At 58.6% G+C, this 14,649-nt stretch carries 17 protein-coding genes; all 17 read right to left on the bottom strand.

The window, feature by feature from the left end; genetic code table 11:
* Positions 1 to 2: 2 nt before the first annotated feature.
* Positions 3 to 1,232 (bottom strand): beta-ketoacyl-ACP synthase, encoded by a 1,230-nt coding sequence (locus ACN9MQ_RS21395; RefSeq protein ID WP_014172046.1) that lies wholly within the window; start codon positions 1,230 to 1,232, stop codon positions 3 to 5.
* Positions 1,229 to 1,960, bottom strand: coding sequence for a 3-ketoacyl-ACP reductase FabG2 (locus ACN9MQ_RS21390; RefSeq protein ID WP_020884521.1), 732 nt, complete (start codon positions 1,958 to 1,960; stop codon positions 1,229 to 1,231). Before ACN9MQ_RS21390 ends, ACN9MQ_RS21395 begins: the two co-directional genes overlap by 4 nt.
* Entirely contained in the window at positions 1,957 to 2,430 is a 474-nt protein-coding gene (locus tag ACN9MQ_RS21385; RefSeq protein WP_025202828.1) for a 3-hydroxy-fatty acyl-ACP dehydratase, read from the bottom strand. The genes ACN9MQ_RS21390 and ACN9MQ_RS21385 overlap by 4 nt, the downstream gene beginning before the upstream one ends.
* On the bottom strand, positions 2,427 to 3,596 hold the full coding sequence (locus ACN9MQ_RS21380) for a beta-ketoacyl-[acyl-carrier-protein] synthase family protein (RefSeq protein WP_040018248.1): 1,170 nt from the start codon (positions 3,594 to 3,596) through the stop codon (positions 2,427 to 2,429). Before ACN9MQ_RS21380 ends, ACN9MQ_RS21385 begins: the two co-directional genes overlap by 4 nt.
* Position 3,597: 1 nt before the next feature.
* Positions 3,598 to 4,176, bottom strand: a complete 579-nt coding sequence (locus tag ACN9MQ_RS21375; RefSeq protein ID WP_014172042.1) for a DUF3261 domain-containing protein — start codon at positions 4,174 to 4,176, stop codon at positions 3,598 to 3,600.
* On the bottom strand, positions 4,173 to 6,497 hold the full coding sequence (locus ACN9MQ_RS21370; RefSeq protein WP_426021569.1) for an MMPL family transporter: 2,325 nt from the start codon (positions 6,495 to 6,497) through the stop codon (positions 4,173 to 4,175). Before ACN9MQ_RS21370 ends, ACN9MQ_RS21375 begins: the two co-directional genes overlap by 4 nt.
* Positions 6,466 to 7,071, bottom strand: coding sequence for an outer membrane lipoprotein carrier protein LolA (locus ACN9MQ_RS21365; protein WP_032679154.1), 606 nt, complete (start codon positions 7,069 to 7,071; stop codon positions 6,466 to 6,468). The genes ACN9MQ_RS21370 and ACN9MQ_RS21365 overlap by 32 nt, the downstream gene beginning before the upstream one ends.
* Positions 7,068 to 7,490 carry an acyl-CoA thioesterase gene (locus ACN9MQ_RS21360; RefSeq protein WP_014172038.1) on the bottom strand — a complete coding sequence of 141 codons (423 nt, stop codon included), beginning with the start codon at positions 7,488 to 7,490 and terminating at the stop codon, positions 7,068 to 7,070. The genes ACN9MQ_RS21365 and ACN9MQ_RS21360 overlap by 4 nt, the downstream gene beginning before the upstream one ends.
* 3 nt (positions 7,491 to 7,493) lie before the next feature.
* Positions 7,494 to 9,185: a glycosyltransferase family 2 protein gene (locus tag ACN9MQ_RS21355; protein ID WP_426021568.1), complete on the bottom strand. Its 1,692-nt coding sequence runs from the start codon at positions 9,183 to 9,185 to the stop codon at positions 7,494 to 7,496.
* Positions 9,176 to 9,529, bottom strand: a complete 354-nt coding sequence (locus tag ACN9MQ_RS21350; RefSeq protein ID WP_426021567.1) for a hydroxymyristoyl-ACP dehydratase — start codon at positions 9,527 to 9,529, stop codon at positions 9,176 to 9,178. The genes ACN9MQ_RS21355 and ACN9MQ_RS21350 overlap by 10 nt, the downstream gene beginning before the upstream one ends.
* Positions 9,516 to 10,877 (bottom strand): AMP-dependent synthetase, encoded by a 1,362-nt coding sequence (locus tag ACN9MQ_RS21345; protein WP_426021566.1) that lies wholly within the window; start codon positions 10,875 to 10,877, stop codon positions 9,516 to 9,518. Before ACN9MQ_RS21345 ends, ACN9MQ_RS21350 begins: the two co-directional genes overlap by 14 nt.
* Entirely contained in the window at positions 10,870 to 11,457 is a 588-nt protein-coding gene (locus tag ACN9MQ_RS21340) for a hypothetical protein (RefSeq protein ID WP_086532984.1), read from the bottom strand. The genes ACN9MQ_RS21345 and ACN9MQ_RS21340 overlap by 8 nt, the downstream gene beginning before the upstream one ends.
* A gap of 6 nt (positions 11,458 to 11,463) precedes the next feature.
* Positions 11,464 to 11,715 carry an acyl carrier protein gene (locus ACN9MQ_RS21335; protein ID WP_014172033.1) on the bottom strand — a complete coding sequence of 84 codons (252 nt, stop codon included), beginning with the start codon at positions 11,713 to 11,715 and terminating at the stop codon, positions 11,464 to 11,466.
* 13 nt (positions 11,716 to 11,728) lie between these two features.
* Positions 11,729 to 11,986, bottom strand: a complete 258-nt coding sequence (locus ACN9MQ_RS21330; RefSeq protein WP_020884530.1) for a phosphopantetheine-binding protein — start codon at positions 11,984 to 11,986, stop codon at positions 11,729 to 11,731.
* A complete protein-coding gene (locus ACN9MQ_RS21325) occupies positions 11,967 to 12,782 on the bottom strand; it encodes a lysophospholipid acyltransferase family protein (RefSeq protein ID WP_251884955.1) in 816 nt (271 codons plus the stop codon). The genes ACN9MQ_RS21330 and ACN9MQ_RS21325 overlap by 20 nt, the downstream gene beginning before the upstream one ends.
* Complete coding sequence (locus tag ACN9MQ_RS21320) at positions 12,779 to 13,501, bottom strand: beta-ketoacyl synthase chain length factor (RefSeq protein ID WP_040018231.1); 723 nt, start codon at positions 13,499 to 13,501, stop codon at positions 12,779 to 12,781. The genes ACN9MQ_RS21325 and ACN9MQ_RS21320 overlap by 4 nt, the downstream gene beginning before the upstream one ends.
* Positions 13,502 to 13,565: 64 nt before the next feature.
* Entirely contained in the window at positions 13,566 to 14,630 is a 1,065-nt protein-coding gene (locus ACN9MQ_RS21315) for a methyltransferase (protein ID WP_044858008.1), read from the bottom strand.
* Between the last annotated feature and the right edge of the window lie 19 nt (positions 14,631 to 14,649).

Here is a 14,649-nt window from a genome sequence, read left to right as displayed (position 1 = left end):
AGTTACGCCCAGCGTTTGATGATTATCGACGTGTTGATGCCGCCAAATGCGAAGTTATTGCTTTGCAGATACTCGCAGTCAATCTGACGGGCTTCACCCATAATATAATCTAAAGCACCACATTGCTCATCCGGTTGTCTTAAATTGAGCGTCGGGGCAAACCAGCCCTCACGCATCATCTGCAGACTCATCCAGGCTTCCAGCGCCCCACAGGCGCCTAACGTGTGGCCAAAATAGCTCTTCAGCGACGAAATTGGCACGTTGTCGCCAAAGATGGCGGCGGTGGCCTGGCTTTCAGCGATATCACCGCGATCGGTGGCGGTACCGTGCGCGGAGATGTACCCCATGTCCCGCGCGCTTAACCCTGCTAATGCCAGCGACTGCTCCATACAAATTTGCATGGTTTCTCGCTGTGGCTGGGTGATATGAGCTGCATCACAGTTGGTGGCGAAGCCAACGATCTCGCCATAGATAGTTGCACCGCGTGCTCTGGCATGCTCAAGCTCTTCCAGAATCAGGGTGCCTGCGCCTTCCCCAATGACCAGACCATCACGCTGCGTATCAAATGGCGAAGGGGTGGTTTTCGGCGCATCGTTGCGCTGGCTGGTCGCGAATAAGGTGTCAAACACCGCCGCCTCTGACGGACAAAGCTCCTCTGCTCCGCCTGCGACCATCACGGTCTGGTAACCGTGACGAATGGCTTCCCAGGCGTAGCCAATGGCCTGACTGCCTGACGTACAGGCACTCGACGTCGGGATAACGCGACCCCGAAGGCCAAAGAACAGGCCGGTATTCACCGCGGTCGTGTGCGGCATCATCTGCACATAGGTCGTACCGGTGATGTTGTGGGTGTGTTTTTCGGTGAGCATGGTGGCGAATTCGCTGACTGGCCCGGTACTGCCTGTGGAGGAACCATAGGCGATACCGGTTTGGCCATTTGTGAGCACCGCCTCGCCAATCAGCCCCGCCTGCTCCAGCGCCAGCTCGGTGGCGCGGGTCGACATCAACGACACGCGGCCCATGGCGCGAATACGCTTGCGGGTATAGTGTTCCGGCAGGGTGAAATCATCAATCGGCGCGCCCAGCAGAGTGTGGAGGCCATCGTAAACCTGCCACTCCGGCATTTTGCGTACCGCGTTGTCATACGCCAGCAGCCTGCGGGAAACGGATTGCCAGTCCTCACCGAAGGCGGTAACGCCGCCCATACCGGTAATCACCACGCGACGCGTCATAGCATTCCTCCGTTAATGGAAATGACCTGGCGGGTAACGTAGCCTGCAATATCTGACATCAGATAGCTGGCAAGTCCTGCAACCTCTTCGGCCTGGCCCATCCGTTTCATGGGAATGATGGACATTGCCTCTTTCAGCGCAGCCTCTTCCATTTCAATCATGCCGGTATCAATCAGCCCCGGCGCAATGCAGTTCACGGTGATGTTGCGTTTTGCCAGCTCAATCGCCAGTGCTTTGGTCGCGCCAATAATGCCCGCTTTTGCCGCGCTGTAGTTCACCTGACCGCGGTTGCCCATCATGCCGGACACGGAGGATAAGGTGATAATGCGCCCCCCTTTTCGGGTGGCGATCATCGGCATAATGCAGGGTTGAATAACGTTATAAAAACTGTCGAGGTTGGTATGAATGACGCTGTCCCAGTCGTCTTCGCTGAGGGCCGGAAACGCACCGTCGCGGGTGATACCGGCATTACTGACCACGCCATACCATGCGCCGTGGGCCTCGATATTCTGCTCCAGCACGTCACGGCACTGTTCGCGGTTACCTGCATCGAAAGAGAGCAGGCGACCCTGACCGCCCGCCTGTGTGATGGTATCCAGCGTCGCCTGCGCGCCTGCGGCGTCACGGTGGTAATGTACGCCTACGGTAAACCCGTCAGCGGCAAGCTGGCAGGCGATGGCACGACCAATGCCTTTGCTGGCCCCGGTGACCAGTACGGAACGACTCATGCGTGGGATCCCTGATTAAAAAGCGATGTTAATTCTTCTGCGCTCGGCTGGAAGGTATTGACCCGGCCCGTGGCCAGCGTCTCCTCACCGGAGGAGATCGTACATTCAAAACTGCCGAAGCGTTCATCCTGCATCAGCAGTCTGACGGTGATGTCCAGCGTCGCGTCTTTTGCGAAACGTCCACTGGCGCAGACCAACTCGCGCGCACCCAGCACCATGCCCAGCGCAATATGATCTTGCCCTTTCTGCTGGCGATGCCAGCCTGACCAGACGCCAACGGTCTGCGCCATCAGTTCGAGCGCGTACCAGCCTGGCAAATCGCCCTCGGCATTCAAAAAGGGCGCCAGTACGCTTTGGCCGTTGACCGCGACACGGCATACGGCGGAATCGTCTGTGACGCGTTCAACGGATCCCAGCAGCATCATTGGCGCATCGTGCGGCAGATAGTCGACGGGTGATAAGTAGCTCATGACACTCTCCCCAGCAGGATGCTGGCGTTGTTGCCACCAAACGCGAACGAGTTAGATAAAATGACCGGTTTTTTCAGCGCGGTGCTCTGGTGCAGCACGCCGCACGGCGACAGCGTCTCGTCCGGCGCGTAGCGGGCGAAATCCTGTGGGGGTAACGGCAGGTCACGCGTCAGAATAAGCCAGCTCAACGCCGCTTCGGTGATACCGGCAGCGCCCAGCGTATGGCCGGTAAGGTGTTTGGTAGAACTGCAGGGCACGTTTTCTCCAAAGAGGTCGTGTACCACGTGTGATTCAATCTGGTCATTGAGCGGTGTGGCGGTGCCGTGCAGGTTGATATAGCCAATATCCTCCGGCTGCAGACCCGCGTCATTGAGCGCCTGGGTAATGGCGCGAATGGCACCTTCACCCTGCGGATGCGGCGCCGAAATATGGTAAGCATCGCTGGACTCGCCTGTTCCCAGCAGCGCGACCCCGGCGGGTTCACGGCTCAACACCATCAGCGCAGCGGCTTCACCAATGGTGATACCCCGACGGTCGCGGCCAAACGGCTCGCAGAGCGTTGGAGAAAGCGATTCCAGACTGTGAAAGCCATTGACGGGCATCCGGCTCAGGGTATCTGCGCCGCCAACAATGGCAATATCCACCAGCCCGGCGTCAATCAGACGCCGGCCGCTGATAATTGCCCGCGCGCTGGAGGAGCAGGCGGTCGAGAGGGTATATGCCGGGCCCTCGAGCTGTAACCAGTTAGCAAGAAAGCGGGACGGATCGCCCAGCTCCTGTTGTGGATACTGCCACCGGGTGCTGGCTTCGCCGTTGAGCGTTAATCGTACGTGCTCATCCCCTTCATCGAGGCCGGAGGTGCTGGTACCCAAAACCACGGCCACGCGGTCGCGGCCGACCCGGGCAATCGCGTCGTCAACGGTGGACTGAATCTGTGCCAGCGCGGCCAGCAGCAGCTGGTTATTGCGGGTGCGGTGCGCGGACAGGGTATCCGGAATGGACGGCAATTCACCTTCCACGCCACCCAGCACGGCGTCGGGTGCATCCTGCAACCAGCCGGACCGACAGTGCATGCCAGGGGCTACGCCCGCCGTCAGGTTAGCGGCAATCTCATCCAGCGAGTTACCCAGCGCGTTGACCATGCCAACAGCAGAAATGTAAATCATCTCAGTCACCCAGATATTGAATGGTGATGTGGTAGTTAAAGACGTGTTGCTCGATGCTGATTGGCACGCGCTTGCCTTTGCGTTGCAGGTAGACAATGTCAGTCACCAGCTTGCCGCTGGCATTGCGTAGCTCGCGCCGATCGCCCTTGTCTTTAAGCGTCCAGCCCTTTGGCAGTTGTGGCTGCCAGGCACTGAGTGGCCAGTGGCTGAGCATCACATCGGCCAGTACCTGGCTGGCGGGAGGCAACTGCGGTACAACGATCGACTGTTCGGTGTGGATCCCGGTGTCGTCGTAAGTCGCCAGGAACAGACGGATACCGACGGAAGAGAGCCCGGCAAGCGTCACTTTGTGATCATCCGCGTTGAGCATGACCAGCAGGGACTGCGTTTGTCCGTTGAAGGTTCCGGTCAGCAGCTGCTGCGAACTGACCGCCGGGGTAATACCGGGCGGCGGCAGCGTCACTCGGGTTCCCGGCTGAAGCCAGGCCTGCGGACGTGTCCCTTCAGTATCGGTCGAATGGCTACAGCCTGCCAGCAGCAGCGTCGCGACCAGCGCGGCTGCGCGGTAAAAAGCATTCATTTTCGTTTTCTCTCTTTCTTAACAGGCATCGCCAGCGGCGCCAGCAGGAAGGCGGTAAAAATGCCGCTCACCAGCACAATACCGAAGCTGCTGATGGCCTGCGTGGCGCTGAACACGAGCATGCCTAACGTCAGCAGCGTGGTCATCATCGCCAGTGTGATGGCCAGCATCGACGTCAGCGGCGTACCGCGCGGGTTGCCGAAAAACAGCGTGTAGTTAATGCCAATGCCGAGCACCAGGACCAGCGCCAGCAGTGAAAACAGATTTACCGGATGCCCCGTGACGGCCAGCGCGGCCAGCCCGCAGCTGAGCGACAGCACGGACGGGACCAGACTGATAAGTCCTTTTCGCCAGCCGAGGCGTACCATCGCCCCGCAGGCAATCACCGCCAGCGCGACAAACAAGAGTCCCGTTAACAGCGTGCGGTAGAGCGCAAACAGGCTGTCAAAACTGGCCTTGCGATCGACCCAGACAACGCCCGCATGACGGGCGGCTACTTCGCTGAGTGCGGCGCTGTTCCGGGCGTTGTCCACCGGCACTAACACACCGCTTTCGCCGTCAGGCAGGGTCAGCCACAGCAGACGCCAGCCTTCGCTGGCCGGGCTGGCGAGCCACGCCTCCACGCTCACGGGCATGGCGTTCAGATTCGGTGTGACGGTGTTCAGCCCCGCGTTTCGCAGCGCGTTCGTTATGGCCGGCGCGGCCTGCTGCAACAGCAGCAGATCGCTTTTCTGGCGCGCCAGCGAATTTAAGGGCAGGGTCCGCCAGCGGGTAATATCCCCCGCTTTTTGGGCCTGGGCTAACGCCGGGGTAAAGGCTTCCAGCCGTTCCAGCGTTTGCTGCGGCGATGCGCCATACACCACAAACCATTTCTGATCGACACCTTGCCCGGTCAGGGCGGTAATGGTTTTCTCCTGCGCCAGAATGTCTTTGGGCAGCGCCTGTAGCTGGGCGATATCGTCGTTGACCTTCAGGGTGGCAAGCCCGGCAGCCGAGACCAGCGCCAGTACCACAGGCAGGCCCACAGAGAGTTTTTTATTGCGTCGCCAGGCGGCCAGCCAGCGCAACATCAGGACCATAAACGGAACCGGCCGCACCGGCAAACCACGACACAGCCAGGGATGCCAGAAAATCACCGTCAGACAGGAGGCGCTCAGCCCCACCGCGGCAAACACTGCCATCTGGCGGATCCCGGGGAAGGGGGCCAGCATCATAATCAGGTAGGCGGCAACGGTCGTCAGCAGCGCCAGCAGCAGCGCATTACGTACTTTGGCCAGGCTTTGCCACGGGGAATGTTCTGCGCCGTGCACCATGCGTTCGGTGAGGTAATAGAGCGTGTAATCCGCTGAAATTCCGATGATGCTCATGCTCATCACCAGCGTCATCAGATGCAGTTCGCCAAACAGCAGCAGCGTCACCACCGTGCCCGCCAGCGCACCTGTGGCAATGGAAATCAGACACAGCAGCAGGGGTTTCAGGGAACGAAACACTGCCAGGATGAGCAGGATAACCCCAAGGATCGTGACGATGCCCAGCGTGGAGATGTCCCGTTTTGCCTGCTGGCTGGCGTAATCACTGTAAAACACGGTACCGCGTGAGAGCAGCTGCGCCTGCGGAAAGCGCGTTTTCAGCGTCTCCTGCAGCGCCGTAAGGGTGGTTACCAGCTGATGGGTTTGCTGCATATCAAACGATGATCCCGTCAGCTCACCGTGCAGCATATACCAGTAATTTCCACTGGCATCCTGGGTGACCAGCCAGCCGTCCATCAGCCGTAGCTTCTGGCTGTTTTGCGCCAGCGCCAGCTGCGAGCCGCGCATCAGCATCAGAGGATCGTTTTGCAACTCTTTGCCACTCACGCCGGAAAAGGCCGAGTAGAGCTGGGATAAAATCCACTGCGCCTGCGCCTCACCGCCGTTTTGCAGGCGGGCCCGGGTGGCCGAATCAATCATGCCGTTGCGATGCTGCCAGAAGAACTCGCCCCAGGCTTTTTGCCCGGCGGCGTCCATCGGGCCTTTAACCTCCCTGAGCGAATGGCTGTTTTTCAACAGATCCAGCCACTGCTGTGCCACCCGCGGATCGGGTTCTTTACCGGGACTGACCAGCCAGACAAGCTGGCGGTCAAGACGCTGCATAAACGCGTCGTTGAGTGCCGGCGGGATTGCCCCGAGCGTCTGCTTCGGCAGCATAGCCAGTACGCTGCTGTTCAGGCGCGCGCCGGGCAGCAGCGACAGCAACACACCCAACAGAATCAGGCATGCCGTCGCCCACAGCAGCGCCGGGCGCAGGGATTTACGGTGCGGCAAAGCGTTGGCGTTCGTCATCGGTCAGGCTGGCGGGCGTCAGTGTGTGGCGGGAAAGGACGATATCGGTACGATCGCCCTGCTTATCGTTGAGGCGAATCGTCTCAAGGTAGGTCGCGCCGCCCAGATCGAGGGTGGCGAAAATTTTGTCCAGCGGTGTCGTTGTGGGGGTCAGCACCAGCGACCAGCGGCCTTCGCCGAGATCGCGAAAATCGATGCGGAAGTTCTCTTCCAGCACCTTGCGGTCGGCCTGGAACAGCGCCCGCAGCAGGTGGTTGAACTGGAACATCTGCGGGTTATTGTCGGCGGTAATGGTCTGCGGAGGCTGGCCGTTGATCGTCTGGATCATCCGTTTATCATCCAGCAACAACGTCATGGGGAAAGGCGCTTTTTGATCCCACAGCAGGCCGCTGTCGCGTGCGATCAACATTTCGCCCTGCGAGCGCAGCGGCTGTGGCAGATCCTTAATCGTCCGGACCTGTTCGAAATGCGCGCGCACGACAGGTTGCCCGGTAAACCGCTGCTGCAGCTCATCCAGCGTCACGGCGCTCACCAGCGGGCTGATCATCAGTGCCAGCACAGGCAACCATTTCATGGCGTAACTCCCATTCGTTCAAACAATATAGCCGGGCTGACAAAGCACATTTCACGGCTGGCTTCTTCGACGGCCACCTGGATGGTATAGCCGGTGGTGGTGCGTTTACCGGTTTGCGCGTCGAAAATTTGATAGGCGATGCGCAGACGGTTTTCATACTCTTCGATGTGCGCGCGTACACGGATGCGCTGCTCAAAGGTCACCGCATCGCGGTATTTCACCCGGGTATCGACTACCGGCCAGACATAGCCTGACGCCTTCATCTGGCGATAGCCGTAGTTAAACTGGTTGAGCAGCGCCTCGCGGGCAATCTCAAAGTAGCGGAAATAGTTGCCGTGCCAGACCACGCCCATCATATCGACATCGTGGAACGGAACGGTGATTTCTACTTCGGTCGTAAAGCGGGGATCGGTCAGCACCCTTTACTCCTTCTCTTTGGCATCCGGCAGGTGCCAGAAATCGAAAAAATTAAACCAGTCGAGCGGTGACATTAAGGCGTAATGCTCAAGCCGCTGTGCATAGCGATCGACGGCCTGTTGCAGCGCCTGCTGGCGCTCCCCGCGTGGCAGAAGCAGCGGGTCGGCAAACGGTTCGCAGTGTATCGTGAGCGCACCCTGCTGACGCAGGGCGTAAATCAGCACCACCGGGCAGCGCAGAATGGAGGCGAGAATAAACGGCCCTTGCGGGAACGGGGCGGGCTGTCCCATAAATGAACTCCAGATCACCCGCCAGTCGCCGCCGCGCTGTGGCGTGACCGCTATGCGATCGCCCACAATGGCGACCCATTCACCGCGCTCAAGCTTCTCTTTGATGGCGATAGCAGTATCCGGGCCAATGTCCGTCACGGGCATCAGGTTAACCCCCGCCTGGGGGGCCATCTCGGTCATGATCTGTTTAAAGCGCTGCGCGTTATCGCTAAAGACCAGCGCGTTGATGACTTTGCTGCCTTCCAGCTGAGCCAGTGCCCGGCAGGCTTCCACATCGCCAAGATGCGACGCGAGCAGCAGTTTGCCTTGCGATGCGTCAGCATCCAGCACGTCATACGCACCGGGAGCAAAGACCACGTCACGATGAAACTTCAGTTCGCCGCGCCAGCTGGCGACTTTATCCAGCATGGCGTTACCGAAGCGCATAAAATGGAAAAAGCTGTTAAGGCGTGGCGGAACAGGCATGTTCCGCTGCGTCAGCACCTGCTTCACTCGTGCTGTCCACTGCTGTGAAGCCTGTCGCGCCGGTCGGGCCGTAAGCCAGTACACCCCGATAACCGGCCACAGCAGCACGGTAAAGGCCCGGCGGCCAAACAGCTGCCAGACGCGCAGCATCAGGCGCATACCCCACAGGCCTTTCACCTCGTCCTGCTGCGCCCAGTGCTGGCGGCGACGACGAAACAGCAGGGCGGGAATGCGGGGCAGCATGCCGAAGAACAGCCGGGTGTGCATCAGCGAGATCCGCACGTTGTCTTTGAGCGCGTCGAAATGGGATAACCCGTCCGGCGGATAGGTAACGCGGGTCGGCAGAAAATAGCTGGTATTGCCCTGCCAGTAGAGACGGACCATCACTTCGGTGTCAAAGTCCATACGTTTGCCAAGCGGCACGCGTGTGGCCAGCTGCAGCGTGGGCGAGACCGGGTAGACCCGAAAACCGCACATGCTGTCTTTAAGTTGCAGGGACAGGGTTTCAATCCATACCCAGACGTGCGTTATCCAGCGACCGTAGAGGCGGGAGCGCGGAATGGAATCATCGTAAATGGGCTGGCCAGATATCAGCGCCTCCGGGTGACGCTCAGCCAGAGCCAGCATTTTGGGGATATCCTCAATAGCATGCTGGCCGTCGGCATCCACCTGTACGGCGTGGGTATAGCCCGCGCGGGCAGACTCTTCCAGCCCCTTAATGACCGCGGCACCTTTACCTGCGTTTTGCGCCAGACGTACCAGCGTAACCTGGGGCTGCCCGGCGGCCAGACGCTCCAGAATGCGGCGCGTCTGCTCGTCACTTCCGTCATCGACCACCAGGCAGGGCAAGCCGAACGGCGCCAGCCGCGACAGTACCTTTGCCATCATCGCGCCATGGTTGTAGCACGGGATCAGCACGCAGGGGCGGAAAGTTACTGACACAGGCGAATCTTCCCGCTGCTGGCAGTATGGCGATCGTCACCGGCATGGCGCTGGTAGCTGAAGGTCAGTATCTGACGTTCGGCATGCCAGTTAAGGACCAGCGTGACCGTGGTATCTGGCAGCAGAGGGGCATGGAATTTCACATTTTGGATGCTGTGAAAACGGTAACCCGGTGCCAGCAGCGTGGTGGCGTAGTGCATGACCCAGTCAATCTGTGCCACACCTGGCAGCAACGGCTGTACGGCAAAATGCCCCTGGAACCAGAACAGGGAGGGGTCAAGATGCAAAACGATTTCCAGGTGCTGCGGCTGTGCCTGGTGGCGTTCGATTTCATGAATTTTCATGAAACAACTCCTGTAACTGCGCATAGACACGCTTATTCATACTGTTTACCGGCATCGCATCGATAATGCGCCAGTAGCGGGGGACAGCGACCGGCTCAAGCCAGGGCCGCAGGGCGCGGCGCCAGGCCAGTTCCTGCGTTTTTTTGCCCTGCTGATGCCAGCGCTGACGGGTCTTCTCATCCAGAACCAGCAGGACACCTATACCCTGACGACCTCCGCGGGTGACCGGTAATGCTGCGGCTTCACATATGCCCTCAAGCTCCAGCAGGCGACGTTCAATCTCGTTCAGTGAGATACGCTTTTCTTCGATTTTGACCACCCGACCACGACGTCCGGCAATGCTAAAAAAACCGTTACTGTCGAAGTGCAGGATATCGTCCAGCTCTAACCCTGCGGCTTCGTGAATGAGCGGGGAGGTCACGCGGCAGATTTCCCCTTCACTCTGGAACACCACGCCGGGGAAGGCGAACCAGGGTACGCTGTCCGCCTGACGGTGCCGCCAGGCGAGGATCCCGGTTTCGGTGCTGCCGTAGATTTCATCCGGCCAGACGTTAAGCCAGCCATGGGTCTCCGTGACATCGCACCAGGGCAGCATTCCCCCGGCGGAGATCAGCATCACGACGGGAGGGGCAGTCAGCTCGGTATCCAGCCGTTTCAGGAACGCCGGACTGCTGATAAAAAGGTACTGCCTGTCGTGAGGGAGTGCCGCCAGCTGCTCAGCGTAATAAAGCATGGAGGCGTGCAGCGGAAGCCCCATCGCCATTGGCAACATGATGCGGAACGTCAGGCCATAGAGATGTTGTGGTACGACCGAGGCCACAATGCTGCAGCCCGCCAGGCGTTCGCCAAAACGGTTCGCCAGCAGGCATGCTTCACGGTCCAGGCTGGTGATGTGCTTAATGACCCGGCGTGGGGTGCCCGTGGAGCCCGAGGTAAAAAGCTCAACAAAGCGCGCGTCGTCAATGACGGGCAACGGTGCCCATTGGCGCGCGGTCTGGGGGGAGGAGGTCACCACAATGACCTTTCCCTGAATATCCAGCGTCTGATCGCTCAGGACACCGCTAAACAGCGACTGCTGTTCGTCGAGCAGAGAGACCCGGCTATGGCCTGGAATGACCGGGGTTTTACCGGCATGCAGTGAGGCCAGCAGCGCAACAATAAACAGGTAGCTGTTTTCAAAGCACAGCGCCCAGCGTTCACCCTCCTGCTGTCGCAATGCTTCTACCAGCAAGGTGACATCGTGGCGCAACTCGCCCAGCGTCCAGGTGCGATCGTCAAGCCAGGCGATCGGCATGTCGTCAGGGCGTGGAGCATTTAACCACTGGCCAAGCGGGAGGGGTTTATTCATCGAGCTTCTCTTTTTTCATCACCCGTTGACGCACCAGCCATTCTGTCGCCATCAGCGTGCCCATCAGAAAATAAGCCACCATACCGTTCCACACTGTCCAGACATGCATATCGCCGTGTAGCACGGTAAACAGGGCTATCGCACCGTTACCGAGGAAAAACCCGCACCACACCAGCGTCACCTTACGGGTATATCGCACACCCGCCGGAGGCAAATTCGGTTCACGCAGACGTGCCAGCCGTTCAACCAGCGGCATGGTTGTCCACAGTGAGCCGCCAAACACGGCCAGCATCACGAGATTAACCACCACCGGATAGAGCAGCAGCCACTGGTGCGCTTTCAGCAGATAGCTTGCCGCGCAGAGCGCCAGGCCTGCCAGCGCAATGCACTGCACCGCATACCGCATCGGGCCTGCGTTTCGCCGCGCCTGATGCAGACGCAGCACCAGCACCAGGGCCATCAGCGGCAACAGCCAGTGCAGACCGTTGTGCGTCAGCCCCAATCCAATCAGGAATGGCCACGCCAGCAACACGACTCCCGTCAGGAGTGGGATCGCCGGAAACGCTCGTCCTCCAGGCACGGTGGTTTACTCGTCGCGCAAAAGCTGAGCGACAGCGTCAACCACATCCTGCACGGTACGGACAGATTTGAAGGTTTCCGGTTTGATTTTCGTCCCCGTTTTCTTCTGCAGGTGAACAATCATGTCCACTGCATCGATACTGTCCAGATCCAGATCTTCGTACAGGCGAGCCTCAGGCGTGATTTCCTGTGGGTCGAGTTCAAACAGCGTAGCCAGGAGTTCGCAGACTTCCTGATAAATGGTTTCTTGTTCAGTCATAACGGATCACATCTCAGGCGCGTTGAGCGTTGATAAAAGAAGCCAGCGTGGCGACGGAAAAGAAGTGCTGACGCATCTCTTCGCTTTCGGCAGACAGCACTACGCCATACTGGTTTTTCACGGCCAGGCCAAGTTCGAGGGCGTCGATAGAGTCGAGGCCCAGTCCATCACCAAACAGCGCAGCATCGGTATCGATATCCTCGGCGGTAAGCTCGTCCAGATTCAGCGTGGTGATGATGAGATTTTTAATTTCAAGATGAAGCGCTTGCATCATTAATTCCTGACAAAGATTGAAGGCCTGATGTTAATCGATGCTGCAGATGCCGGTTTAACTGCCTTGCCGCCAGTGCCGGTTCTTGTGTCTTTGCATCGTAAAAAGCGTCGATATTCACGCGATCGCGAACATCTACGGTGAAAACAGGCTTTACGGGTGGTACGTCGTACCATTGACTTTTTTTATCCAGCAGAGGTTCGCTGCAGTGGATCACCACGATGCGCAGGTCGCTGTGGCAGCGCACGGCAATATTTGCCGCGCCGCGCTGGAGGGAGATTGCCTCTCCCGACCGGGTTCGTGTGCCCTCCGGAAAGATTAACAGCGTGTCGCCCTGGGCCAGACGCTGCTGGCTTGCACTGAGGAGCGTTTCCGCTTCGCTGTTAATCAGGTAATCCGCTGCGCGAATGACGCCGCTGACAAAGGGGTTGCGGAGCAACGCACCTTTCACCAGACAGTCGGTTTCGGGCATGACGGACGCCAGGATCACGTAATCAATCAGCGTCGGGTGATTGGCCACCACCAGACAACCGCGGTCCCCGCGAAGGGCGTCAAGATTGCGAATGCGATAGTCCAGTACCCCGGTGCCACGGGCGACATGTAAGAAAAAGCGGAAGCTGGCCGCGATACTGCGACGCGCCAGGCGACGGCGTCTGGCGCGGTCGCGCTGAACCAGCAACAGCAGGTTGAACCACACCAGCGACAGCAGCAGCCCGCCCGTGCCAAACAGCACGAAGCAGAAGCCGGTCATCATCAGACGCCATAACCAGTTGATACGGGCAGTCAGGCGGCTCATTCGCGTGTCCATTGCCACAGCAGACGTTCGCCTGAAACCACAAACTGTCGTTCATCGCGGAGGTACCGTTGCAGGAACATCAGGCTCTGCGGCAGGGGAGGTTCTTCACCCGTGCTGCCGCTGCGGGTTTCGCACTGCAGTGTGCTCCCGGCTTCAATCACCAGGGCCAGCGCGTAGGGCCAGGTGGGCATCTGCGGCGGTAAACCCGGATGATAAAAATCGGGCAGAGCGCCGTCAAAATCGACCAGCAAGACGCGGGAATAGCCCGCCTGAAGCAGGCTCAACACTTCACATAATGCCTGCTGGAAGGTGTCCAGCCCGGCAGAAACAGAAGACGAGACGATGGGGTGTCGCGCAGTGATCGTCAGGTTGCCCACCGCCGAATTGTGCACGGACATGGCAAAGTCTGTCGGCGAGACGGCCTGACCGGTCGCCAGGGAGTGCAGGATGCGGAAATTACGCTCCAGTTCGCCATGACGGCTGGAATAGACAACGGCATCAATCGCGTGGCGGCGAAGCAGGGTGAGTCCGAGGTCTACCGCCAGCTTACTGCCCGAGTTGAGGCGGCGCGCGGTCATCATTGGCAGTTCGGTAAGCTTAGGCAGCGGCGCAGCCGGGTCGAGGGTAAGGTGCTGGCGTGACCACGCCTGCCACTCTGCGGCATCGCTCAGGCCTGGCGCTCTTGCCTGCCAGTCAATTATGTTCAGTGAAAATTTCATCTACGCGCGTCCGCGGAAAACCATCATTAAAAGACAGGCAAGCCTGCCGGGCAGTTCAACTGCTCTATTGTTCAATTTTTTGACAAATCAATAGGGTATGACCTACCCCAAGGTTGTCCAGCCGCTGTTCTACGTGGAAACCGGCCCGCTCCAGGTAGTGATAAAATTTCTCTACACTGTAAAACCGGCTGTTGCCGTTCGCCATACAGGTGAAATAAAGCGAGGTAGCATTCAGGCTGAATGAGGCGGCTTCAAATTTTTGGGCATCCCAGAACAGTTCCATGATGCACAGTCGCGCGCCGGGCTTCATAGCCTGTGCAACGCGAGTCAACATGGCGACAATCTGGTCCGGAGAGAAACAATCCAGGAACTGGCTCATCCACCAGATATCGGCTTCACCCGGCAATGTCGCATGACTAAGCATATCGACAGCATGGAAGCCAATGCGATGAGATAAACCTGCTTTTTCGATGTTTTCCTGCGCCAGCGTTATCTGCTGTGGCAGGTCAAGGATCGTCACGGCAACATTGTCGTCATAGCGGCAGCAGCGTAACGCCCATTTACCCGTATTTCCGCCCACATCGTACAATTTTGTCGGCGAGCTTGCGAATATATATGGCAGCGCCGCGTCGAAAGCGGCATCAGAATAGTAATGATCAAAAGCGAACCAGCTCTCTTTTGCCTGCGCGGGTAATTGTGATAATGCCGGATAGATGGTTGGCCAGTTGCCAAACACGGATAATCCCGCCGGTTTTTCTTCCTGCAGGGCATCGGCCAGATGGAATAACCCCTGGTAACAAACATCCTGCGTGAAATCCATATTCACGCGGGTCATGGTGTCATGCAATAAGAAATGGCCCACCTTTGCCAGGAAATAGCGCCCTTCTTTACAGGTAACGATCCGCCCGCTTAATCCCATATCCAGCAATACGCTTACGCTATAACTGCTCAGGGTACTGTTTTCGGTTATTTCCTCGAGACTTGCCCCTGTTTTCCCTTTTTTATCCAGCCAGGAAAGCACGCCCGAATTACGCAGACAACGCGCGGTCTGAAACAGCATCGGCGCAAAAGCGATGCGTTGCGCTTCGGTAATGGCGTCCAGCGCGTTGAGGGTGTCCTTTTCGTACATGCGTGCGTAACCTTATGAG

The sequence above is a fragment of the Enterobacter sp. R-25 genome, from assembly GCF_049913205.1.
GTDB lineage: Bacteria > Pseudomonadota > Gammaproteobacteria > Enterobacterales > Enterobacteriaceae > Enterobacter > Enterobacter ludwigii.
The sequence above is the reverse complement of the archived record's forward strand: the minus strand, read 5'-3'. Positions and strand labels throughout refer to the sequence as shown.